Annotated in this window: 24 protein-coding genes; 5 read left to right on the top strand and 19 right to left on the bottom strand. The window is 54.8% G+C overall.

The window, feature by feature from the left end:
* Nucleotides 1–50 precede the first annotated feature (50 nt).
* Nucleotides 51–1418 carry an urea ABC transporter substrate-binding protein gene (gene urtA, locus ACMTNU_RS05845; protein ID WP_413934290.1) on the bottom strand — a complete coding sequence of 456 codons (1368 nt, stop codon included), beginning with the start codon at nucleotides 1416–1418 and terminating at the stop codon, nucleotides 51–53.
* Between the two features lie 644 nt (nucleotides 1419–2062).
* On the opposite strand from urtA, the gene ACMTNU_RS05840 reads away from it, so the two are divergent.
* A complete protein-coding gene (locus ACMTNU_RS05840; RefSeq protein ID WP_413934289.1) occupies nucleotides 2063–3052 on the top strand; it encodes a hypothetical protein in 990 nt (329 codons plus the stop codon).
* Nucleotides 3053–3147: 95 nt separating this feature from the next.
* Here the strand turns inward: ACMTNU_RS05840 and scpB are convergent, their stop codons facing one another.
* The 4 genes from scpB to ACMTNU_RS05820 all read right to left on the bottom strand — a co-directional run bounded on the left by scpB (nucleotide 3148) and on the right by ACMTNU_RS05820 (nucleotide 6705).
* Complete coding sequence (gene scpB, locus ACMTNU_RS05835; RefSeq protein ID WP_413934288.1) at nucleotides 3148–3981, bottom strand: SMC-Scp complex subunit ScpB; 834 nt, start codon at nucleotides 3979–3981, stop codon at nucleotides 3148–3150.
* A complete protein-coding gene (locus ACMTNU_RS05830; RefSeq protein WP_413934287.1) occupies nucleotides 3978–4787 on the bottom strand; it encodes a segregation and condensation protein A in 810 nt (269 codons plus the stop codon). The genes scpB and ACMTNU_RS05830 overlap by 4 nt, the downstream gene beginning before the upstream one ends.
* A gap of 70 nt (nucleotides 4788–4857) precedes the next feature.
* Nucleotides 4858–5916 carry a pentapeptide repeat-containing protein gene (locus ACMTNU_RS05825; protein WP_413934286.1) on the bottom strand — a complete coding sequence of 353 codons (1059 nt, stop codon included), beginning with the start codon at nucleotides 5914–5916 and terminating at the stop codon, nucleotides 4858–4860.
* A gap of 267 nt (nucleotides 5917–6183) precedes the next feature.
* Nucleotides 6184–6705 (bottom strand): hypothetical protein, encoded by a 522-nt coding sequence (locus ACMTNU_RS05820; protein WP_413934285.1) that lies wholly within the window; start codon nucleotides 6703–6705, stop codon nucleotides 6184–6186.
* Nucleotides 6706–7013: 308 nt separating this feature from the next.
* On the opposite strand from ACMTNU_RS05820, the gene ACMTNU_RS05815 reads away from it, so the two are divergent.
* Together ACMTNU_RS05815 and ACMTNU_RS05810 are read left to right on the top strand one after the other, a co-directional pair.
* Nucleotides 7014–7391: a cupredoxin domain-containing protein gene (locus ACMTNU_RS05815; protein ID WP_413934284.1), complete on the top strand. Its 378-nt coding sequence runs from the start codon at nucleotides 7014–7016 to the stop codon at nucleotides 7389–7391.
* Between the two features lie 82 nt (nucleotides 7392–7473).
* Nucleotides 7474–8970 carry a class I SAM-dependent methyltransferase gene (locus ACMTNU_RS05810; protein ID WP_413934283.1) on the top strand — a complete coding sequence of 499 codons (1497 nt, stop codon included), beginning with the start codon at nucleotides 7474–7476 and terminating at the stop codon, nucleotides 8968–8970.
* Nucleotides 8971–8974: 4 nt separating this feature from the next.
* Here the strand turns inward: ACMTNU_RS05810 and ACMTNU_RS05805 are convergent, their stop codons facing one another.
* The 6 genes from ACMTNU_RS05805 to ACMTNU_RS05780 all read right to left on the bottom strand — a co-directional run bounded on the left by ACMTNU_RS05805 (nucleotide 8975) and on the right by ACMTNU_RS05780 (nucleotide 11469).
* A complete protein-coding gene (locus tag ACMTNU_RS05805) occupies nucleotides 8975–9508 on the bottom strand; it encodes a nucleotidyltransferase (protein WP_413934282.1) in 534 nt (177 codons plus the stop codon).
* Nucleotides 9487–9684, bottom strand: a complete 198-nt coding sequence (locus tag ACMTNU_RS05800; RefSeq protein ID WP_413934281.1) for a hypothetical protein — start codon at nucleotides 9682–9684, stop codon at nucleotides 9487–9489. Before ACMTNU_RS05800 ends, ACMTNU_RS05805 begins: the two co-directional genes overlap by 22 nt.
* Nucleotides 9685–10040: 356 nt before the next feature.
* The gene (locus ACMTNU_RS05795; protein WP_413934280.1) at nucleotides 10041–10325 is read right to left on the bottom strand and encodes a helix-turn-helix domain-containing protein; all 285 of its coding nucleotides are present in this window, start codon (nucleotides 10323–10325) and stop codon (nucleotides 10041–10043) included.
* Complete coding sequence (locus ACMTNU_RS05790) at nucleotides 10322–10642, bottom strand: type II toxin-antitoxin system RelE/ParE family toxin (RefSeq protein WP_413934432.1); 321 nt, start codon at nucleotides 10640–10642, stop codon at nucleotides 10322–10324. Before ACMTNU_RS05790 ends, ACMTNU_RS05795 begins: the two co-directional genes overlap by 4 nt.
* Before the next feature lie 233 nt (nucleotides 10643–10875).
* A complete protein-coding gene (locus tag ACMTNU_RS05785; RefSeq protein ID WP_413934279.1) occupies nucleotides 10876–11178 on the bottom strand; it encodes a HigA family addiction module antitoxin in 303 nt (100 codons plus the stop codon).
* Nucleotides 11179–11187: 9 nt separating this feature from the next.
* Nucleotides 11188–11469: a type II toxin-antitoxin system RelE/ParE family toxin gene (locus ACMTNU_RS05780; RefSeq protein ID WP_413934278.1), complete on the bottom strand. Its 282-nt coding sequence runs from the start codon at nucleotides 11467–11469 to the stop codon at nucleotides 11188–11190.
* Here ACMTNU_RS05780 and ACMTNU_RS05775 point away from each other — a divergent pair.
* On the top strand, nucleotides 11462–11635 hold the full coding sequence (locus ACMTNU_RS05775) for a hypothetical protein (protein ID WP_413934277.1): 174 nt from the start codon (nucleotides 11462–11464) through the stop codon (nucleotides 11633–11635). The genes ACMTNU_RS05780 and ACMTNU_RS05775 overlap by 8 nt on opposite strands.
* Before the next feature lie 11 nt (nucleotides 11636–11646).
* Here ACMTNU_RS05775 and ACMTNU_RS05770 read toward each other — a convergent pair whose 3' ends face one another.
* Genes ACMTNU_RS05770 through recG form a run of 3 tightly spaced genes read right to left on the bottom strand, consistent with a single transcriptional unit; the run spans nucleotide 11647 to nucleotide 16059 of the window.
* The gene (locus ACMTNU_RS05770) at nucleotides 11647–13191 is read right to left on the bottom strand and encodes a hypothetical protein (protein WP_413934276.1); all 1545 of its coding nucleotides are present in this window, start codon (nucleotides 13189–13191) and stop codon (nucleotides 11647–11649) included.
* Complete coding sequence (locus tag ACMTNU_RS05765; RefSeq protein WP_413934275.1) at nucleotides 13188–13511, bottom strand: hypothetical protein; 324 nt, start codon at nucleotides 13509–13511, stop codon at nucleotides 13188–13190. Before ACMTNU_RS05765 ends, ACMTNU_RS05770 begins: the two co-directional genes overlap by 4 nt.
* Before the next feature lie 7 nt (nucleotides 13512–13518).
* A complete protein-coding gene (recG, locus tag ACMTNU_RS05760; protein WP_413934274.1) occupies nucleotides 13519–16059 on the bottom strand; it encodes an ATP-dependent DNA helicase RecG in 2541 nt (846 codons plus the stop codon).
* A 132-nt stretch (nucleotides 16060–16191) separates the two neighbouring features.
* Between recG and ACMTNU_RS05755 the strand changes: the two genes are divergently transcribed.
* Nucleotides 16192–17607: a peptidase MA family metallohydrolase gene (locus ACMTNU_RS05755; RefSeq protein ID WP_413934273.1), complete on the top strand. Its 1416-nt coding sequence runs from the start codon at nucleotides 16192–16194 to the stop codon at nucleotides 17605–17607.
* Between the two features lie 46 nt (nucleotides 17608–17653).
* Here ACMTNU_RS05755 and ACMTNU_RS05750 read toward each other — a convergent pair whose 3' ends face one another.
* The 5 genes from ACMTNU_RS05750 to ACMTNU_RS05730 all read right to left on the bottom strand — a co-directional run bounded on the left by ACMTNU_RS05750 (nucleotide 17654) and on the right by ACMTNU_RS05730 (nucleotide 22259).
* Nucleotides 17654–18424 carry a hypothetical protein gene (locus tag ACMTNU_RS05750; protein ID WP_413934272.1) on the bottom strand — a complete coding sequence of 257 codons (771 nt, stop codon included), beginning with the start codon at nucleotides 18422–18424 and terminating at the stop codon, nucleotides 17654–17656.
* A gap of 913 nt (nucleotides 18425–19337) precedes the next feature.
* Nucleotides 19338–20405 carry an SAM-dependent methyltransferase gene (locus ACMTNU_RS05745; RefSeq protein ID WP_413934271.1) on the bottom strand — a complete coding sequence of 356 codons (1068 nt, stop codon included), beginning with the start codon at nucleotides 20403–20405 and terminating at the stop codon, nucleotides 19338–19340.
* Complete coding sequence (locus tag ACMTNU_RS05740; protein WP_413934270.1) at nucleotides 20402–20839, bottom strand: hypothetical protein; 438 nt, start codon at nucleotides 20837–20839, stop codon at nucleotides 20402–20404. The genes ACMTNU_RS05745 and ACMTNU_RS05740 overlap by 4 nt, the downstream gene beginning before the upstream one ends.
* Nucleotides 20836–21660, bottom strand: a complete 825-nt coding sequence (locus ACMTNU_RS05735; protein ID WP_413934269.1) for a tetratricopeptide repeat protein — start codon at nucleotides 21658–21660, stop codon at nucleotides 20836–20838. The genes ACMTNU_RS05740 and ACMTNU_RS05735 overlap by 4 nt, the downstream gene beginning before the upstream one ends.
* A complete protein-coding gene (locus ACMTNU_RS05730; RefSeq protein ID WP_413934268.1) occupies nucleotides 21657–22259 on the bottom strand; it encodes a hypothetical protein in 603 nt (200 codons plus the stop codon). Before ACMTNU_RS05730 ends, ACMTNU_RS05735 begins: the two co-directional genes overlap by 4 nt.
* Nucleotides 22260–22279: the final 20 nt, after the last annotated feature.

Genomic DNA, 22279 nt, shown 5'->3' with positions numbered 1-22279 from the left:
TGTGTGTCAGCACGGCGTGCAACACTCAGTGCTCGTGTGGGGCCTGAGTCTTACTTTTGATAGGTCCCTTGATGTTGAATCCAATCGCACCCCTTCTCGGGATTCGTATACTCGCTCCAGGGTTCCGGTTTCACGAGCCCTTTGGACCGGTGCACGACCTTGAATTGACCGTTTTTCAGAATCTCGCCGATCAGCACGGGCTTGTGCGTATGCTGGTTGCAACAATCCATCATGATTTCCCCGCCCGGCGCGAGGAACTTCTGGTTGTACACCGCCGCTCGCACTTTATCCACCTCGATCGACCCCGCCTTTTCCACCGCCTGCTTCCACACATAGACCCCGAAGTAGGCCGCTTCCATCGGATCGTCGGTCACCCGATTCTCGCCGTCCGGCAGGTTGTTCTTCTTGCAGTAGGCTTTGAAGTTCGCCACGAACTTCTTGTTCTGCGGCGTGTCCACGCTCTGGTAGTAGTTCCAGGCCGCCAAGTGCCCGACCAGTGCGCTGGTGTCCATGCCGCGCAGTTCGTCTTCCGCGACGCTGAACGCCATGATCGGCGCATCTTCGGCCCGCAAGCCCTGGTTGCCGAACTCTTTATAGAACGGCACGTTGCTGTCGCCGTTGATGGTACTGATGACGGCGGCGCCCCCGCCGGCCGCGAACTTCTTGATCTTGCCGCAAATGGTTTGATAATCCTGGTGGTGGAACGGGGTGTACTCTTCCTCGATGTTGGCCGCCGGGACCTTCTTCGCCAATAACATGGCGCGCAAAATCTTGTTGGTCGTGCGCGGATACACATAGTCCGTCCCCAACAGGTAGAACTTCTTGTAGCCGCCCCCTTCGGGGCTCATCAAGTATTCCACCGCCGGCGCGGCTTGTTGATTGACCGCCGCGCCGGTGTAGAACACGTTGCGGGAGCACTCTTCGCCTTCGTATTGGACGGGATAGAAGAGCAACCCATTATTCTTTTCAAACACCGGCAGCACGGATTTGCGGCTGACCGAAGTCCAACAGCCGAAGACCACCGAGACTTTGTCTTCGAGCAAGAGCTGTTTGGCTTTTTCCGCAAACAGGTCCCAGTTCGAGGCCGGATCCACCACCTTCGCCTCCACTTGCCGCCCCATCACTCCGCCCGCTTTGTTGATTTCCTCCACCGCCATCAACACCACGTCGCGTAGCGACACTTCGCTGATCGCCATCGTCCCGCTCAACGAATGCAGAATCCCGATCTTGATCGGCGGGCCCCCCGCCGCGTACGACAGCGCGTACTGGCCCAGATTACCTAACAGCGCCGCCACCCCCACCCCCGCGGCGACGCGCCCGCTCTGGCCTAAAAATTCGCGTCGCGATGGGCCGGTCGGTTCTGTGGAAGCTGTGCTATCGGGGGTGCCTGGGACTTCGTGAGGCAGATTGTTATCCATAGTGCGTCTCTCCTTCTCCGAATGCGGTGAGGTGCCTACTGCCGGTCGATGCTGTTCTGCTCTAATCCTGTCCAGACTAGTCCGACGCACAGGTGTCAGTGGTTCGTCCTTAAGCCTTTCTTAACACAATTTCCGCCCAAGACCAGACCGACCGACTTGGCCCATGCTCAGACGCATTCCCTCCTTTCGCAACAGAGTCTGAACGCTGACGGAACTTCAGGTGATATGCAGGTAAGAAATTTTGAGGGCCGCCTTATAGCCCGCGTCACACGCCATTGACAAGTGGATTTACTTAAAACTGATTTGGTCTCCGACACACTGACGCTCATAAAGACCTAACCTGCTATTTGTATGCCGGATTGTATACAGTGCACTCTTGCCGAGTCAAGGGTTCTTGCCTGTCGTGGTACGGAGGTCATTCCGTGCAAACCCAGTCCAGGAAACCGCTCTCGCCAATGCAGCTATTTCGCACGCCTTCCCACGATCATCCCTGTAAGTGCAGTGAAGACGCTATCGACATATGAGTCCCTCATCAGTTGATTGTTAGCGATCCGCGTGGGACCGGCGCGATCGACATCTCGTCATGGAGCGCAGTATCCATGCGCTGCGCACGAAGAACCGTTATCTTACAAATCAGGAGTGACATGGGATTTTTGTTTTTACCGACTCTTCCTGCTACACTGCGCACCGGCTTTCACACGCGGACACACCACACGATGACTCACACACCACCTCGATCGTTTACCTGGAGACTGCGTGTACTCTTACTGGGCTGCATACCCCTCTTGATAGCCGGGTGCGCTGGCTCACGCCCAACCACCTCGATTCAGGAAACTTCCATTGGATCGGTCTTCCTTGAGTCTGTTTCAGACAGCTCCTTCCAGGCTTCACATCCCATCAAGCTGTCAGAAACGACTATTGGAGATGTCTTACGAGGGATCCACACCAAAGAAAAATCCGGACTTCTGTTACTCCTAGGCAAAGCCGCAAAATCGACAAACTTGAACGATATTCGGACTTTCTCCGAGGATGAGATTGCGTTCCTGACTCCGCATATAACCGCTGCCCTGGCTCAAGCCACTGCCACGCAGCGCGTCGGGTTCCGCATCTATTCCACACCGTACCTCGCGTCATCTGCGAAGACCGCTCCACAACGAGAGACGACTGCGGGCTACCTGTTCGCGGACGGCCTGTCCTTGCATGTCATCTTGACCCAATACCGTCACTACCCTGGGAAACGACCCACTGCAAGCCAAAAGGAGCCACGCCCGCTCCCGGACACCGATGGGCTCCGAGACCGAGAGGTGACGTTCTTGCCGGAAGGAGCGGTTCGCTCCGACGTCTACGATCGGTCGAGTTGGATTGGGAAATCAGAAGATCGGTCACTGGCCATTGATTATCAACTCCTGGCGAGGCTGCTCACGCCGCCTCCACCGCCCGTTCCAGCTCCGCAACCGGCCCCGATTGTGACGGCACCGCCTCCGCCCCCTCCAGCTCCTCCGGTCGTGAAGCAGGACACTGAGTTGCAGGCGTTTAAAGAAGAAATGAAGGCGTTGCGAAAGAAAGTTGACGAGCAGGAAGCTGAACTGCAGCGTCTGAAGAATCCCCCACTCAAGAAAAAACCCACTCCGTAGCCAACGGTGACACTCTGAGATGGATGGACTGGCCCTGACTCGCAGACCGTAGCCAGAAAAGCGCCAAGTTGCCAAGACCTAGGATGGATGCGGCTTCAGGATGGAGAAGTTGGGAAAGGGTCCAATACCTCTTCGAGAGGAACAGCCGTCTGAAGTTCACCATTTACGGATGATTCTGCCTCTGCGTCGACCACCTCAACCTCTCCAACTGCAGACAGAATCTCGCTGCCATCCATCGGCAAGAGTGCCTGTTCAGCCTCCCCAAGCTCTTTGAACTCACGGAGGGGCGGCAACTGCGAAAGATCGCTCAACCCAAAGTGTTCCAGAAAAAATTTGGTCGTCCCATACATGATCGGCCGACCCGGGACTTCTTTGCGCCCGACGATCCGCACCAGCTTGCGCTCCAACAACGTGCGCAAAACCCCGGAAGTTTCCACGCCTCGGATCTCTTCAATCTCCCCCCGCACCAGCGGCTGCTTGTACGCGATGATGGCCAAGGATTCCAAGGCCGATCGAGACAGTTTTGCCGCCGTCTTCGCCTTGTCCAATCGTTTCACCCAAGCGGCATAATCTTGTTTGGTCACCAGGCGATAACCACCGGCGACCGCTACTAATCGCACCCCACGCCCTTCCTGATCGAGCGTTCGGCTGAGATGATGCAACGCCTCTTCGACTTCGCCCTTCGAGACCGTACCCATTGCGGCGACAAGGCGAGTCACGGGCAACGGTTCGGCCGAAACAAAAAGCAACGCCTCCAGGATGGCTTGGAGCTCGGCCATGCTGTGGGGCCGATCCTCGCTGAGGCCTTCCGAAGGCGGAACTCCATTGACCTCGTCCAGGTTCTCCGGATCTTCCGTATTCGCCGTATTCACGGCCTCGGTTTCGGGCACATCCACCTCATCAACCACATCCGCCGTCAGTGGCGTCATGCGCTCCTCCATTCCGCATCAACATCATCCAGCTCTGCCGGATCAGGCACCAGCGAGAACATCCGCGAGACCAGAATCGGTCCGAAGGTTTCGGCCTGGAACACACGGGCGACTCGCAACCGCATCAATTCCAACAAGGCCAAAAACGTCACAACCACCACGATTCGATGGACCGATCCTTCGAACAACGCCCCAAATGAGACCGAGTCTTTCCCCTCCAACGTTTCCAGAATTAGATTCATCCGTTCCCGAACCGTGAGATTGTCTGGGACGATCTCGATAAGCCGGCTGTCCGGATTGCGTTCAAGCACTTCCTTGAGCGCATCAACCAAATCGAACAATGACACGTTTTCGAGAGGAAGATCCTCCTCGGCGACTGTTTCGACGGGCAATGCATCCTCACGCCAAAAGATCTCACGCCACATCTTTTCTTGATCATCGAGCTGGCGCGCCGCCTCCTTATACGCTTTGTATTCAAGCAACCGACGGACCAATTCTTCCCGTGGGTCCGGCCCTTCCTCTTCGTCGTCGATTGCCTCGTCGGCCGGCAACAACATCTTGGACTTGATTTGCAACAGCGTCGCCGCCATCACCAAAAAATCTCCCGCGACATTGAGATTGAGTTCCTCCATCGCCTCCAGGTACTCGATGTACTGCTGGGTAATCATGGCGACCGGAATATCGTAGATATTGATCTCGTTTTTCTTGATGAGATGCAGGAGGAGGTCCAACGGTCCTTCGAAGTTTTCGATACGGACCTTATACGGCAGCTCTATTTGCTCAAACCCGTCGGCTTGGGATTCCACGGCCTGTTTATATCAACTTATGGGGAGGCGAGCAAGTCTGATTCTATATATTGGGGATAAACAAGAGTGCTCATTTGAGCTTGATCGCATAAGCCACGAGCAGAGCTGCCGTGACGAGCAACCCGAACGTGAGAACATACTGGCCGTTCTTGGTCTGAAAAAAGCCGTCAGACTGGGGAGGCTCCAGCCGCGTCGCCTGAGCGAGCAGCGGTGGATGGTCGAAGCGTGCCCGAGCCAGGTCGTCTTGTCGCTTGAACTCGGCATTCGAAAAATCTGCAGCCCCTAAAAATTGGGCGCCGGTAAACATCGTCTCCCCCTCGAAGACCGTAAAGGTAAAGAAGGTCTCGCGGCTGAAGATCGCGTCGCGAAAACTGAGACGACTTTTGAAACGGCTCCCTGAAAACCCCACCCCCGAGCCGAACCTCGACCGTTCAAACTCCACCGGCTGTTCACTCGTAACTTCCAAAAATTCTGCCGTCCCGTCGAAGAGTGCGCCGGTACAGTCCATGGAACTTTGAAACCTCGACCGGTGAAATCTCGTACTCGGACCGAACCTGGTCTCTCGACAGGCCAATGGACCGACGAATTGTCCTTGAACAAAATGTGCCTCTTTTTCAAAGATAGCCCCAGACAGCTCCACCGCTTCCAGGAACACCGACCAGGAGAGATCCACCCCCGCTTTAAATCGAGTTCCCTGCAAGTCCACAGGTCTTTCAAACCGCAGGGTACCGGTGACCGAACGGTGGCGTACCGCTCCTTGGACCACGGAGTCTCGTATGCTCAGTCCCGCACGAACCAGTCGTTCCTCCTGGCTGCGGGCAGCCTTGCTCTGACTCGGAGGCTCGGATGCCATTGATGATCGGGGTGCTGACTGGGGAACGAGGCGATCAAACAGGACATCCCCCTGAACAATCACCCCAACAAGATCGACCGGGTGCCCTCTCTCGAGTGTCTCCACAATTCTTTCACTACGCACGATATGCGCTTCGCGTTCAACCTGCGTACAGGTGGGTGAGAGATGGAGGACGAGGCCAGCCTCCCGTTTTTCTAGCGATCCTTCCTCGACGACACAAGCGGCGCCGACTTCAGACAAGCCAACACTGATCGCAACGATGGCCGCGAAAACCACCCTGCTTAAAACCCTTCCGATGCTTACCATGGGACCTGACACAAACCCTGAGAGGAACAACCGTCGGAGAGACTCACCTTGCAGGTGAAGAACGAGTAGATATTGAACAAGCGCCCAAAGCCCGCTGCTGGAACGACCCGCATTCCAGCAGCGATAGAACTCACCACGATTGGGACCGATGTCGACAGCCCTGCCCCTCCGATAGGCGCTGCGCATGGAACGGCGCGAGCAAAATCTGTCGTCGGACTACCACCAAACCCCGGACGATTAACTATGTCGATAATCGTCATCCAGCAATTCTTCGGACTTATCGATGAGCTCATCTCCGTCATCATCCGTGTCGAGATCCAACTCATCTCGAACATCATCTTCGTCGAGCTCATCCTCCATCTCTAACTCGTCATCAACGACATCCTCGTCTTCCAAATCAGCCTCTTCCGGCTCCATCGGCATGGCCGGTTTCACCGAGACGGCCTTTCGCGGTGTCATCTCCTCTTCATCCGCAACAGGCTTGGCTGGTGCGCTCGAAGGGATGGACTTCTGGGGTGTCTTCTTGGCTGATTTGGCAACCGCTTTCTTCGCTGATTTACCGGCTGGCTTCTTGGCCGCCGGTTTCTTCTTTGGGGCGGGTTTGGACGCCTTGACCACCGCGCGCTTCTTCACAGCCTTCTTCACCACGGCCTTCTTGGCTACGACTTTCTTGGCGGCTGCTTTTTTCTTCGGCAGCGGTGCAGCTTTCTTTGTCTTTGACGACGCTTTCGCGACGGCTTTCTTCTTTTTGTTCGCCATTCCGATCCCTCCTCTTCGTTTCAGCGCGGCGCAACGGCCTCCATCTAGCATGAACGAACAGGCTCTTGCAACCACCTCGCTCAGGATTTCTACGACCCTCTGCGGCTTTCATTACTTTGGGTTCAATAGAAATGCGCGTACTGCAGACGACGGGAAAAGATAATCGCTGGCAGGCATCTTACAAAGCCCCATCAAACCCTCAGTGGCGGCATGCTATGATGAGGGCCCAGAGGGAGTACGGCTGAATCCTTGGCCATCATTATGGCTCTTATCCATCACTGAGACAACGTAGTGAGGAGCATTTCCCCGTGAACCGACTGCACATCCTGACCATCGCCCTGGGGATCGGGGCTACTGTGGGAGGACCGGCCCTCGATTTCTCTCCAGCCACAGAAATTCTCATGGAAAATGGCTCACCCTATTACGTCCCGGCTGCCGCGACCGTGGTGAGCGGCACACCCATCCGCTGGGAGAATCCGACACCGACACATCACACAGTCACGCATAACGGCTGTCTACAGGACGAGGGCCCCTGTCTCTTTAACTCAGGAACGGTTCCACCTGGAGGACAGTTCACAATCCCGGGCCTGCCCCCCGGTCGCTATGCCTATCATTGCGGGATTCATCCCATCATGCGAGGGCAGTTGATTGTGACCGATGATTCATCAACCCCCGCTCACCTGTAGGACAACACCCACTGTCCGCTTGCAGAGGTGCCAACCGCTCCTGTAGCTTACTGATTGTCCGAGTATCAGACACAGAAAGCTCATGATTATGAAGGCTGTAGCCGCCATCCGTAATCCTCTATCCTTGACCGGAGACACGCTGACCCTCTTGGCCTGGCATATTCCGGACCTTGTTGCCTACCAACATCAGCCAGATGAATGGTGGTTGGCCCCACTCGATGACGACCTCCCGTTGATCCGGCTGAACCACACCGGCTTAGATCTACTGAGGGCTATGAACGGCCATACCGCCGTGGGAACGCTTCTTGAGCAATATGGCACCAGGATCTGTGGGCCCGATGGGCAGCCTGGGTCCTGGCACTTAGAACGGTGGGCAACCCCCAACTACTCCCTCTGCTATTACGGGACTGAACCACCCGGAGGCCACCGGCACAAGGCCAAGTGGGATGTGCTGCTCCAACAGGTCCGAGAAGGCTGGTCAGGGCAAGACGGCTTTGAAGGCGAGCACCACCTGGAAGAGTTCCATCACCACGAGCTGACCGAAAGCTCGAGAGACGACGGCCATTTTGATTTGATTGAAACCACCGTCTCTCATCTCTTCCGGGAACCAAGCGAGGCCTTGGACGGTCTGACTTATGGTCGACTGCTGATGCGACAACTCAGGCGTCTCGGTTGGTTCGTTCCTAAACCCAAAGTCATGCTGGAGATCGGTGGCGGCCTCGGGTACCTCGCGCAAGAACTAGGAAAGGATCTCTTGCCGTTTGAGAAACAGGGGGTCACCTACCTCTCACTCGATATCACACAGCCATTTCTCAATCTCCAGGTCGCACGAGCCAAAGCGGGCGGATGGAACGTCACCGGCACCAGAGCCAATGCAGAACAGCTGCCGCTGGCTGATCGTTCTGTCGATCTCGTCATCGATAACGAGAACATGGCCGACATGACACCAGTCCAACTGACCAAGCAAGAACTCCTGTCAGGGGTGGGAGTGACGACACAACATCAAGAAGCCCTTGATTGGATCCGACGGCTTCGCCTGCCCATCGAAGCCAATCCACCGGACTCGGTGATCTTCAACGTAGGACCGATTCGCTTTGTCGCTGAATTGTGGCGGGTGCTCAAACCAGGTGGGCGAGCCTTTCTCACCGAATTCGGCATTGAACAGGGCTGGCCTGCCCCCGTGAAGCTCCCGGGGCATACCGAGTACGAAGTGCAATATAGTCACCTCCGCCAAGCTGTCCGCTGGCTGGGGTTTCAAGAACGCTATCTGTCACTCCCACAGTTTCTCGGCCTCAAGCCAGACACAAAAGTGCTCTGCACCGGTGCCACCTACACCATCCAGCGATTTTGTCAGTCGCTCAACCGTCCCTTCGCCGTACGGACCTACAGCGAGAAGGAATTGCAACAGGCCCTGGGTGACATGCTGCCAAAGCTGCAGGGCCTCCACTATCACGACCTCGCCGACCCAGCCTGGTTCGGCCTCCAAGACTTCAAAGTGTTGTTACTGGAAAAACCCGGGGGCACCCCGAAGGCCCAGTTCACCGAGAACAAAGGCTATCGGTGGTATTCACAGAAGTAGGCAGTTACATGACAAGGCCCAACTTGACCTTCCATTCGTCGACATACCTCCAATCGACATCAAGGTCGTCCTGACGAAGCTTGATTTTCTCAAGATCCGCTTGATCTTGCAGCCGCCCTGCTAGAGTCTTCAGGACGATCAAATCCTCTACCGTCACAATCGGCACTGATACTTCGCCCAGGGAAACCTGTCGTCGACGTGCCAGCACTGTCCGAAGGTATTCAGAATCAGCCAAAAGCACATCGATGACCACTTCCTGATTCTTCAGAATACCTACACATCGCCAAATCGAAATCCCGCGAAAGACCATTGCGGCTGGATGCACGATGGTCGAATCGAAAAGAGAGGAGAGCAACGACTGGAGTTGATCACGAGAGGGTTGCTCCATCAGAAGCAGGATATCGATGTCCGTCGTCGCACGGGGTTCAACCAATGCGCTGTACGCCCAGCCTCCGGCCAGCGCATACTCAATACCGCGTCGATTGAAGTCCGTGATGAGCGTGGAGAGAGACTGAGCTAAGAATGATTCTGCTGCCATGCCTGCTCTTTGGCGCGGCGGATCTCGCGCATCACTTGTACCATGGCATCGCCTTGTGGGTTCTGCTGCTGGACTACTGAGCAGCGAAGCGCTAAGCCGAGTTCTGTCAACTCGATGGCGCGGCGTAAGTTGGCTGCAATCTTGGCATCATCGTGCTGATCGTAATGTTTTTGCATTACGGCATGCCCTCGCGCGGAATTCCTAGAGTGTACAAGACTCCTCCACCTTGAGCAACTTTGATCAGCTCCGATGCGAATAAACCCGGCGGCCCCCCAAAAGCCCCGTTCACCGAGAACAACGGCTATCGGTGGTATTCGCAGAAGTAAGGGGTTTGAGAGCTACCAGGTTAGCTCTCTGTGCCCGCTGACCGCCCACGCAGGAATTATCGAATTCTCCTATCGAGGGCGATGCTCGGTCAATACGCGCAGTGGAGAACCAACCAAGCTGCCCCTAGTTGAAGAGGGAAGAGAAAAAAACACTGGAGAGAAATCCTCTCTCACTACTTTGCAATTCTCTGCAGTAAGCAGCTTCCTCAAGCTGCAAATTCGACTCGAATTGTCCGTCCAAGGCGTGCTTCAAGAGTAATAAGCATTTCGAGACTGAATTTGTCCCATTTCCCACGTACGAGGTCAGACACCCGCGACTGTGAAATTCCAAGTCGCTTGGCAGCTTCTGCTTGAGTCAGCTTATGTTTCTCAATATAGAGACGAAGATCGCTCATGAGGTTCGATCGCATTTGAAGCACTGCCGCTTCAGCTGGATCAAACCCAAGATCCAGAAAGACATTGCCGCTCGATTTGGTCATTTTCTTTTTCATATCCGTTCTCCGATCATGCGATACCGCTCACGTGCCAGTGCAATGTCGTCCCTCCTGGTCTTCTGCGTTTTCTTCTGGAACACATGAAGCACATACACCGCCTTGGCAAACTTTGCGACGTAGAGCACGCGCCATTCACCCAAGACATGGATCCGAATCTCTCGGACACCAGCGCCCACTTCTTTCAGCGACTTCCAGTCCAAAGGCTCCAACCCGCGTTGAACGAACCCTAATTCGAACCCCGCTGCTCGTCTGGCTTCTGCCGGAAATTCTCTGAGGTCGTCACGGCTGGATCCGACAAACACCAAGGGTTTCATCGTGAGCATTATATAAGTTTATTGATAGTTAGTTCAACGAGCCGTACCGCGAGAGGCTGTCCCAGCCTGGTTCGGCCTGCAAGACCTCAAGGTACTGTTGCGAGAAAAAACATGCGGCGTCCCGAAAGCCAGTTCACGGAGAACAAGGGCTATCGGTGGTATTCGCAGAAATGAGACGTGAAAGGTGTGAGACGCAAAATGGGCATGCAGTGCCATAAAGCAGCGCCAGCCCCCTATGCAACTGCTTTGGACCTTCGCACCTCCTTCATGACGCGATTCCCAATCTGATCCTCAGCAATATCGAGATCGTAGCGGCTCTGCAAGTGAAGCCAGTACTGCGGACTCTGGTTGAGATACCGGCCAAGGCGTAACGCCAACTCTGCCGTCATAGGCCGCTGCCCACGCACCACATGGCTAATACGCATAGCAGGCACGCCAAGTTCCTGGGCCAGTCGATACTGCGACACCTCTAGCTCATCTAGAATTTCCTTCAGATACGCACCCGGATGTATTGGTTCAATACGAGACTTAGACATAGGCCCTCCTCAATGGTAATCGACGACCTGAACACGCTCCGCATGGCCATCTCGCCAAAGAAAGCAGATTCGCCACTGGTCATTGATGCGAATGCTGTGCTCCACCTTTCGATCCCCTTTGAGCGCTTCAAGCCTATTCGAGGCCGGTAACCGAAGATCTTCCAGCCTGACAGCCGCGTCAATCGCGTTGAGCTTCATAAATGCCCACCGCTGAATCTCGCGCGGGAGTCCTTTCACAAACTCACGCTTGAAGATTCGCTCGGCGTTGGCATCACGGAATGACTTGATCACCACAAATAGTAAACATTCTGGTTATTATCAGTCAAGCACACACCGCAACCTCGCCGACCCAGCCTGGTTCGGCCTCCAAGACTTCAAAGTGTTGTTACTGGGAAAACCCGGCGGCACCCCGAAGGCCCAGTTCACCAAGAACAAAGGCTATCGGTGGTATTCGTAGAAATCGACTTTCTATTGGTACTTTTGCTGGAAGATCATTTGAAACCTCTGAATCGTCTCCAGAAACCATTCAAACCCTTTCCTGTGAAGATCCAACTCATCGTCTGACATTACAAGTTCTGCGGCAGACTTTGGATGCGTAATGCGATGCCTCAAATCTAACGAGCTTCTCAACATTGCCCAGCCTTGACTGCCAAAATCTGGTGACCATACAAGTTCGAACTTAGAGGTCGCAACTTTAAGCGCTTGTTTGAGATTCTCATGAGTACTCGTACGCGTATCCTCCCGCATTATACAACCACTCTCGTCACCTAACATTAGGACCTCGGATAACAACTTATGTTCGGACGAAGTAAGACTCTTCCCTCCTAGCTCACAGGCACGAAGAGTAACTTGCTTCAAGCAATAAACTTCGCCCTCAATCAAGGCCCAGCAAGCGCGCACAAACATCCGACGAAAAGGCTGGCTAGACCAATCCTCCTGAAATACATCTATAAGACTTTCAATATCCTTCAGAAGAATATTAGAAACCTCGGTCCACTCGTTGAGCACTTTTCCTAAATTGTGTGCATAGGCTAACAGGTCTTCGGTCGTAACATCACCTGCACTGTTATTGCGCACCGCCAAGTCCATCAATACCCCTTCTCTCAACCCCAAATCACTCACCAAACATGCTTTCTGTCCTAACGTCTCCATAATCGTTCTAATGATGATAGCGCCGGCGGCGATGACTTCTTCGCGGTTCTTTTCCAAGCCCGGCAACCCGACTCGCTCGGCTTTCGTTCGACTCAGCAATGTCTGTTCAAGTTCTTGGATCGTATCGAGCTTCAGCACATAGTTGTGTATACGCGCAGGCTCATAGGCTGGAAGCTGCTGGGCCATGGCAGCCAGAGCTGTGACTGTCCCGGCAGTTCCGACGAACGTGGCCTGTCGATAGTCACCCATCTCAGCAACCGCCACCTTGGTCTCCCGCGTGATCCACTCACGTGCATGGCGCACTTCCTCCTCAGTCGGAGGATCGTGACGCAAAAGTCGTTCACAGAGGCGGACGACTCCGATATCGATTGAGCGAACGATCCTTTTCTGTCCTGGCTGATCCAGGATGAACTCAGTACTCCCCCCACCAATATCCAGTGCCAGGATGTCTGTGACTTCGACCGGCAAGCCTGAACGAATGCCGAGTAATGTCCGCCGCGCTTCTTCCTTGCCCGAGATGAGTTCGACGTCCAACCCGCACTCTGTTTGCACCCGTGCCAAGAATTCCGCTCGATTGCCGGCATCGCGAACGGCACTGGTCGCCACAACCGCAGTGGCTTCAACCTGATGGCTCTCAATGACGCTGCGCCACTCTTGGAGACAGTGGATCACACGATCCATGGCGGCAGGACTCAGCCGTTTCGTCTGGTCAACACCTTCTCCCAGTCGAAGAATACGCCGTTCTGATCGAAGCTCTTTGAAGGGATGTCCAGGGGCTAGATCTGCAATTAACAACCGACAGGTGAGGGTGCCGATATCAATGCCGGCCAAACGCCGTGTCCGCTTCGTCGGCTCGGTCATTGCTCGTTCCGAATGGCCTCCATCTCGGCTTCCAACTTCTTCTGCGACTCTTTCACAACTTCAACCTCTTTGACCAGACGCACGATCTCGGCATCGTAAACGACACGCTCTGCCGTTTCGCCTCGCTCCTTCATATCCACCGCCCGCTCACCGATATCCTTGTACAGATCCGACAACTGCTGGTCGAGCTTGCGGAGTTCCAATCGCATGCGGAGCAGTTCTGTCTCTTCCAGCGCACGTCCCGCTGCATGAACAGTCCCGAGGCGGAGCGTGGCGATCCCAGTCCGCAGATCATCTTTGATTCGCTGAAAGAGTCCCATGGCAGTCCTAACTGATTGAACCCAACTCCAACTTTTTCTCCCACTTACGAAGCATAGCCTCGCGTAGTCCCTGGTGGGCTGACTCTTTCAGCCCTGGGTCAGATTGTAGCAGCGAAAAGGCCTCCTGCCTGGCCTGCTCCAGCAGATCACCATCGCGCACCAGGTTGGCCACGCGAAACTCCGGCATGCCCCATTGCCGTAACCCAAAGAACTCACCAGGCCCTCGAATGCGCAGATCGTCCTCAGCAATGACGAACCCATCGTTTGACCGGACAAGGGCCTCCAACCGTTCCCCTGCCGCCGACATCGATGCTTCACTGCCCGGAGTCCGTCTGCGTGATTCCGTTTTCCTTCGTCCTAGGTTTTGTGCCATCAATAGACAATAAGCTTGATGGCTGCTACGCCCGACGCGACCGCGCAGTTGGTGCAACTGTGCCAGTCCAAATCGCTCGGCATGTTCAATCAAGATAACCGTCGCATTCGGCACATCCACTCCGACTTCAATGACAGTCGTGGCGATCAACAGCTGAATCGTGCCGGACTTAAAATCGGTCATCACCGCTTCTTTTTCAACCGCCTTCATACGTCCATGCAACAGGCCGACACGAAAGTCTGAAAACTCTCCATTCTTCAACTGTTCAGCGCCCTGAATCGCCGCTTGAAGGTCGACTTTCTCCGATTCTTCCACCAGCGGATAGACGATGTAGGCTTGTTTATCGGCACGCAGTTCATCGCGCACAATCTGGTAGGCTTTCCGCCGTTGTCCCTCACTAAACAAGAACGTCCGCACCGGTTTACGCCCTGGAGGAAGGGCGTCGATGACCGACACATCAAGATCCCCGTAGGCGGTCATCGCCAGCGTGCGGGGAATGGGAGTGGCCGTCAGCACCAGTACGTCCGGCCTATAGCCCTTCTCGATCATCGCCTTTCGCTGCAACACGCCGAACTTGTGCTGTTCATCGATGACCGCCAAGCCAAGATTTTTGAATGTGATACCCTGCTGCAGAAGCGCATGGGTCCCGATTGCTACGTTGACATCTCCCGAAGCCAGCTGTTCAACCTGCACATTCTTGACCGAGGCTTTCTCACCACCGCGAACTAAGACCGCCTGCAGCCCCAAGGCCTGCAACATTCCCGATAGGTTGCGGTAATGCTGTTCCGCAAGGATTTCCGTCGGAGCCAACAAGGCAGCTTGATAGCCTGACCCACAGGCCATCACGATCGCCTGCAACGCGACCGCAGTTTTTCCTGATCCCACATCTCCTTGGACTAACCGATTCATGGGGCGTGGCGAAATCATGTCCCGAAAAATTTCCCGAATGACTCGCTCCTGCGCCGCCGTGAGACGAAAGGGCAAAAGACTGACTAGCTGTGCGAGCAGAGGGGTTTTCGGATTGAACCGTACCTCTTTCCGTTCTTCATAGACCGATCGGTGCCGGGACGCTAACGCCAGTTGCAGCAGCAACAGTTCCTCAAATGCCAACCGCCGGTGGGCCGCCGTCTTTCCTCGCTCCAACAGATGGCCATCAGTTCCTGCTTTCGGGAAATGCACATCCTGGAATGCCTCATGGATCGGGATCAGTCGCTGCCTCGCCCGGAGCGGTACCGGCAAATGATCAATGAGATCCATCCCATGGTCCGCCAAGAGATTCTGTACGAGCACCCGCATCTGACGAGATGTCCATCCCTTGGTTTCATGATACACGGGGACAATTCGTCCGACATGCAGCGCCGATTCCACCCCCTCTCCGACGACCTCGTACTGAGCAACATCCATTCGCGGCACCATCCAGTCCCCTCGACCAGAGATCACCCGCCCGCTCAACATCACACGAGTTCCAACCGTCAGAATATCTTCCAGATAGGGTTGATTGAAGAACACTACCTGTAAGCGACCGGACTGATCTTCGATGCCGACCTCCAACATGCTCAGTCGTCGATTTCTTGTCCGCTTTGCTTCACACTTTCCAACTATCCCACAAATGGACGCCACCATCCCCGGAACAAGATTTCCAATGGGTGTCATGACCGATCGATCTTCATACCGCCAGGGGATGGTCCAGAACACATCTTCTACCGTTTCGATGCCCAACCGTTGGAGGACACCAGTGCGTTTGGGTCCAACCCCTTTGGCGAATCTGACAGAAAGGCGCCAGAGCTCGGTTCGTCCTCCATCAGTCGATACGGCTTCATGAACAGATCCTGCCGGCAACGTCTGGGCAGCAGCCGCAGGCTTCTGCACGGCCTTTCGAAGAGCTTGGATGTGCAACCCCGCCGCATGCAATCGGCGACGTTGTTCATCCGGAGAAAGGGACGATGAAAAATCAACGAAGAGGTCACGGAGTGAAATCAGACGAGCTTCGATCGCCCTTGAATACGTCTGCCTGCGAAGAGCCGACAGCACTTGCGTGGAGATAAAATCACTCAGATTGGTGATGGCCTTCAAGTGGGCGCCATCATCTCGGCTTGCAAATTCAATCGGCCTGGCGATGCGATCCAACCACTCCTGAAACGGTACCAACGAACTCGATTCAGTCTCCGCCTGCATATAGCGCAGAATCGTAGCACAGCATAATTCATCGCACAACGCAGCCGACGAGCCCGGGCAAATCCCCTCCGCTTCTTTTCCTGGATTGCTTGGTCATATTTTCCTAGGGTGCTACACTCCTGCCAGACTCATATGTACCGCCGCAATATTCGCCATATCCTGATCCCGCTAGCCGTCGGCTTGGCCCTCCTGATCGGGTATAACCTCTTTCTGAAGCCGCTTCATCCCTCGCTGACGATGAATCCAACGGAAACCGTCGTATCCGTCCCTCCCCCGCCAGTGCCCCCACAGACCAAACCGTCCGAGAGTGAATCGCGACACATCCGCACGCTTGACCAGACCGTCATCCCGCCCACTCCACATCAGGCGCTCTTGGAAGGAATTCGTGATGAAGTCGAAAAACATAACCTCTCCCTGGCCGAAAACAAGCTGAAAGCACTCCCGGCCTCCGTCCTATCGAATGGACAATCCAAATCCTTCATCGCCATCCTGTGGAACAATCTCGGGTTGCAGCAGGAGCGTCTTCAAGGTACAGGGGCATCACTCGGTGCGTTTAAGAAAGCAGCGGAACTCGACGACACGAACCCCGTCATCCTTATGAACCTGGCCCATGCCTACTGGGAACAGCGCGACCGGGCACTGAATGTGGAGTTCTTGACGAAATTGATGAAAGTGGCACCGGGCGAACCCTTCCCTCACCTTGCGATGGCTGATTTGCTCCAAGAACAGGACGATCTGACTGGAGCAGCCACGCACTTAGCCCAAGCCACCCAACGGGCAAAGCAAGACCCGGCACTCCAATCCTATCTGGCCACCGTTACAGAAAGGGTTCAACGCACACAATCAGTTGAATCTCGCATGACGGCGCGCAGCAGCACTCATTTTGTCGTGAAATTCAATGGGGAGGAGGACCAAACCACCTGGACATCGGTGTTGGAGATTCTCGAGGAGGCTTATCGGGATATTGGCCAGAAGTTTGGGCATTTCCCGACCAAGCCCATCACGGTCGTCCTCCACGCAAAAGAATTATTCCAGGGTTCCACTGGCAGTCCTGCATGGGCTGATGGCCTCTATGACCCCACGCTCGGACGCATCCAAATTCCCACACAGGGAGCCACCACAGATCGGAAATGGCTCGCCACGGTACTCCGTCACGAATACGTCCATGCCCTGCTCCATGACCGGTTAGGATCACAGGCAGGAGCACTCCCAACCTGGCTGAACGAAGGACTAGCTATGCAACTGGCCGGGGATTCATGGCCTGATCTCGATGAGGCCCTCCACGGCGAGCTCAAGGTGATTCCGTTGGCTTCTCTGGAAGGCCCCTGGGGTGCATTCACAGCCGAAGCTTCTATCGTGGCCTACCTAGAAGCCAATTCGGCAACCCACTTTTTGATGGAGCGATGGGGGATGGCCCGCGTCGACGACCTTGTGAAAGCCTTTCAGGCGAAGGCTTCCGTGGCAACCGCGTTTCAGGACAAACTGTTGATTTCCTATGAGCAGTTCCACCGTCAATGGCTCGAGCGCTACGAACGGGCCCGTTCGTAGCCTCCCCGTTGTATCCAGGCTTGATCGAGAGAAGAACAAGGCACCGTCAAATCGGTACGGGAATCGATTCATCCTGCGGCTGATGCGGCCAGGCGGGCAGTAAATCGGCCTGATCATTCAGCAACCCCTGGGCCCCCTCTTCAGACTCTCGCTGAGACAGTTGATCTTCCCAGATAATCTGTTTCCCGCTCGGATCATACATGCGAATTCTGAATTCGAACTTGTGAGAACTGTTTATTGAAACTCGCCCCACCCTCCTGGTCCGATCCGCAATCGAATGGAGGTGCGGAGTTGCACCCAGGACCGTAGTAAACTCATCCTCCCAGACAAGAGAGCCAGTTACCGCATCTACCGCGCGCAACAGGAATGTGGGTTGTTCGGTTGCCTGTCGCTCCGTGCGGACTCTCGTGATGGTGGCTCGATTAAATTGTCGAGTCGAAATGGCTTGTCCTCCGCCCTTTCCGTCAGGCTGCACGAGGTTGAGGCGCCCCTCCCATTGAAAAATCCCGGTATTCGCGTCGTAGACCCGCAAGACGAAGTTAGAGAGGTCCGTAGCCCCTTGTCCGATACCCCCCGCAAAAATACGAGCCCCCTCGCTCCTTCCTGCCCCATCACCCTCCTTGACCGTCAGTTCATAGACATCATCAGATATGATCGCACCTGAGTCAGCTTCGTACACTTTCACCGAAATCGCGGACACAGACCCGATCTGATAGCCGAACCCCGCCGCCACAATCGCCTTTTTATCCGTGGCAATGACGTCAGCCCAGGCCAAATCGTTCCCACTGTAGATACTGCATAATCCAATAAAAACCAACTGACTTACGATCCTTGAACAACCGAAACCTGTAGCCCAGCGCTTTTGCTCTAAGGTACGAGCTGAATGCTTACAGCATGGTAAAAAGTCGGATGTTGGTGACATGTATCCTCCATCAGAATGTGAAGGCATTCTGATGGAGGACAGATACCCGGTAAATTCCTCACTGATGGGATAAATCCCCTCTAAAGAGGAGGATGAGATGAAACGACTTGGTGGTGCCGAACCGTAACCCCAACTGCACCAGCATCTCACCGCTCAGATAGGGAAGAAGAAAGGAAAATGCGTCAGGCCCCTGCAGAATCTATCCGGAAGGTTGGACAAAGAAAGCTGCCTCAGGGCAACCACGGCCATACTGCTAACCAACAGCGATTCTGGCTGCTTCGCTCTGATAGGCGAGGAATCGGATACTCGTTGCCATTTGATCAACTCCTCGGCGTTCATGCCCTATTTTATGGATATACAGAGCCGACAGTCTCCGTCATAAATCAGAAGACAAGCCTGCAGGGGCAGTTACTTCTCTTCCTGATCCTTCGGCTCTATGATGCATAGTCTGCCTTTATCACGAGAACTACCACTACATGGCACCCATTGCCGAACTTTTCCTCGACAGTCTATAGTCAGCCGATGCCACACAACCCCTTGCTTATTCTGTTACTCAGCGCCTTCGTCGTGGAAACTGGATTTCTCTTCCTTGAAAACAGCTCATTCTTGACACAAGACATGGCATGGAAAATCAGCTTTTTCTCGTTCATACCTCTCGCATTGTCCCTACTCGTTTGGCTTCGATTTCGATGGAGCGCGGCAGTTTGCGTCTTTTATGCAACGATTGGGTTGGCAATAGACATCGCCACGATAGTTCAGGCTCTGTCAACGGATGCGGATGCTGTCGTTTCCATGATGGCCAGTATCGTCAGCGGCCTTTTCTATTTCTGCCTGATCCTTTTTGGTTGGCAATCATTCTTGGCCGTAGACCAGGGGCTGATCCCTCCCAAATTCCGTCCTCCCAATCCCCCGTCCCCTTCCTAATCGGAATGGGTTTGATCCTGACAAAACCGGCTTGTCTCAGCCACTTCGCCGTCTCCTGAACTGTATAGGTATTCCCCTGTTCAGTAAACAGGAGCATGGAGATCGCAAACAAACTCGCTTCCGTCGGATATAGACCTTGCTGATCGTGCAGAAAGGCATCTTGGATGATGAATCGGCCTCCCGGCTTCAGTGCCGCACGAACTCGGCGAAAGATGGCCTGATTCTCCTCCGGCGAATAAATGTGCAATACATTGGAGTACCAAATAACATCATACGTACCAGGGATCGGATCTTTGCAGAAATCGAGCGGGGCATAGGACAGACGGCCTCTCGCTTTGTGGGTGGACGCAATTTCTTTAGCCACCTCAAGCGCAGCCGCTCGATCACAGACCGTCGCACGCAACCGTGGATTCCTGGCAAGAAACGCCATCGCATAGGTACCAGGCCCCCCACCGAGATCCAGGAGAGTTTGCGCTCGACCGAGATGAAGCTGTGCCGCAATAGCCGGAGCAATTTCCAACGTCCGGTGGTGCATCGCCCAGGTAAATTGGCGCCGATAGTCCGGGCCATCTGGCACATCATGATCGAGCGGCAGTCCGCTTCGAATGGATTCTTCCAGCCGAATCCAGTCGGTCCAATGGCTCCTGATCAGATTGAGATAGCCACCTCGATACGTACGGTGGTTGCCATTGAGCGCGGTTGCCCCAAGTCTGCTGTTTCTATAAAGGCTGCCCTTTTTGTGCAGCACTCCGGCAGCAGCGAGATTGCGGCAGAGGATGCTCAGGCCGCGCTCACTGACCTTCAGCTTCTTCGCAAGGGTGGTCAGCGGCCAAGATCGATCGCCGATCACCGTAAACAAATCCAACTCAAGTGCGGCCAGCAGCACTCTCGGTAAACGATAGGCGGAAATCGCATCACGAAATTCGTCGAACGTCGAGATCCTGGGCGTCACGAGACTTTCCCAATGTGCCCTCGGCACCACCGTAACAGATCTTCAAGCTTGAGACGATTATGGAGATCGGCATCTCGGGCAAAGGTGACCGCCACGAACTCATCCGTTATCTCCGTCTCCTCGACGAATCCGGACTGAAGAAGGAGTGCTCTGTATCGAGAGACCGCCGGCTGAAGAAAGTATTTCGCCTGCTTGGCGACTTCATCAGTTCCCAAGTCCTCCGGAGTTCCGTCCGACATGAGCGCCATGACTTCGTCCATTGAAACCCCGTACTGGCAGAGCACCTTACCCTCTGGCCTAACTTCTAAAAGCCAGCCATCAGCTCCGAGCTCCATGAGGAGCGGTCCATCAGGTTCCAGCTCATAGAATTGCGGGAACGATTGAATTAAGTCAGTTCGAAGTTGCAGCCACGTTGTAGAGCTGAGTTCTGTCATGCAGACATCTCCCGAGGCACCTGTGCCTGAGCCAAACCTGCCAGTCGCAGACGAAGCACGTTGAGACGCTGGGTATTCTCTTCCAGCTTTGGTAAGCGATACTTCCGATCCATAGACACGACCTGTTCGAGGTGATCGGCTGCCTCTTGAAGCTGCCCCAGTTCCTCATAGCACTGAACGAGCACATACCTGGCACCGCCGGTGCGAAGTTCATCGCGCAACCGTTCGGCAATCGACTGGCTCGTTTGACAGCAGGCAATTGCCTCATGATAGCGCCGTTGAATCACGTACGTACGTCCGATCATCCGCCAGGCGTCCGCAACACCTGCCAAATTCCCCAGCCGACGCATTAAGGCCAACGACCGTTCATAGCAGCGAATGGCTTCCTCACTGTCACCAGTTTCCCTGGCTACCAGGCCCAGGTCGGACAACAGAACCGCTTGCGCCGCTTCATCATGTGTCTTGGTTATAAGATCCATGGCCTCGAGATAATAGGCTCGAGCTCGATCCCATTCGCCGGCATCGGCACGCAGGTTTCCCAAGTTGGCTAACGTCGTCCCGATACCTTTTTCATCACCGAGAATTTTTTGAAGTTCCAAGACCTCCTGATAATGAGCTTGAGCGGAATCTCGCCGTCCACTGACTGCACAGATATTGCCCAGATTCCCAAGCGTCGCGACCAGGGCCCGCCGGTCACCGCTCAGCCGATCACACTCCAACGCCCTCGCGTAACAGGTATAGGCCTCCGTATAGTAACCCCTCGAAAAATGCTCATTCCCTTGTCGATTAAGCTCCTCCGACAGGCCGTTCCGCAATGTCATCGTGACACCGCCAACAGTTGTTCCACCTGATGCTTTGCCCCCGCAAGAATAGAAACACCGTCTCCGACCAGCAGGCTGTCGAAGTTGTATTTCAAAAGACGATGGAGCGACTCCTTCGCCTTAGCCGCATCCGCATATTTTTCAGGAGGAAGCAGACGGAGTGCTCCTGATGGGTGGCCGATCAGCGCATCCCCCACAATCAGCACACCTCGGCTCCGTTCGACAAACAGGGCCGATTCGCCAGGAGACTTCTGATCCTTCAGCTGGATCACCCAGACCCCCCCGGGCAAGAGCTCCCCATCCTTATAGGTTTTTGTCGGGTTCACTTCCATTTGAGCCGCATCTGCTTCAGGAACATAGAGTTGGCAATGCCACTCAGCCTGATAAACCGGGGCTTCCCTAAGGTGATCGCGATTGGTGAGGACGATGTAATCGATCGGTTCATGGCGTCGGACGACGGCTTGCGCCTCCGGAGTCATCGGTGGAGGATCCACCAGGATCGCGTGTTCACCGATCGTCAGCAACAGACCGTTGAAGTTCAGTTCCTTTTCATCTGAAAACCACGACCATTGCCAAATGTTGGGCAAAATTTGTTTCATGGTGTAGGACGCCACAACAG

This window comes from Nitrospira sp. BLG_1 (assembly GCF_047338595.1).
Classification (GTDB): domain Bacteria; phylum Nitrospirota; class Nitrospiria; order Nitrospirales; family Nitrospiraceae; genus Nitrospira_D.
This window is presented reverse-complemented; position numbering and strand designations above follow the sequence as displayed.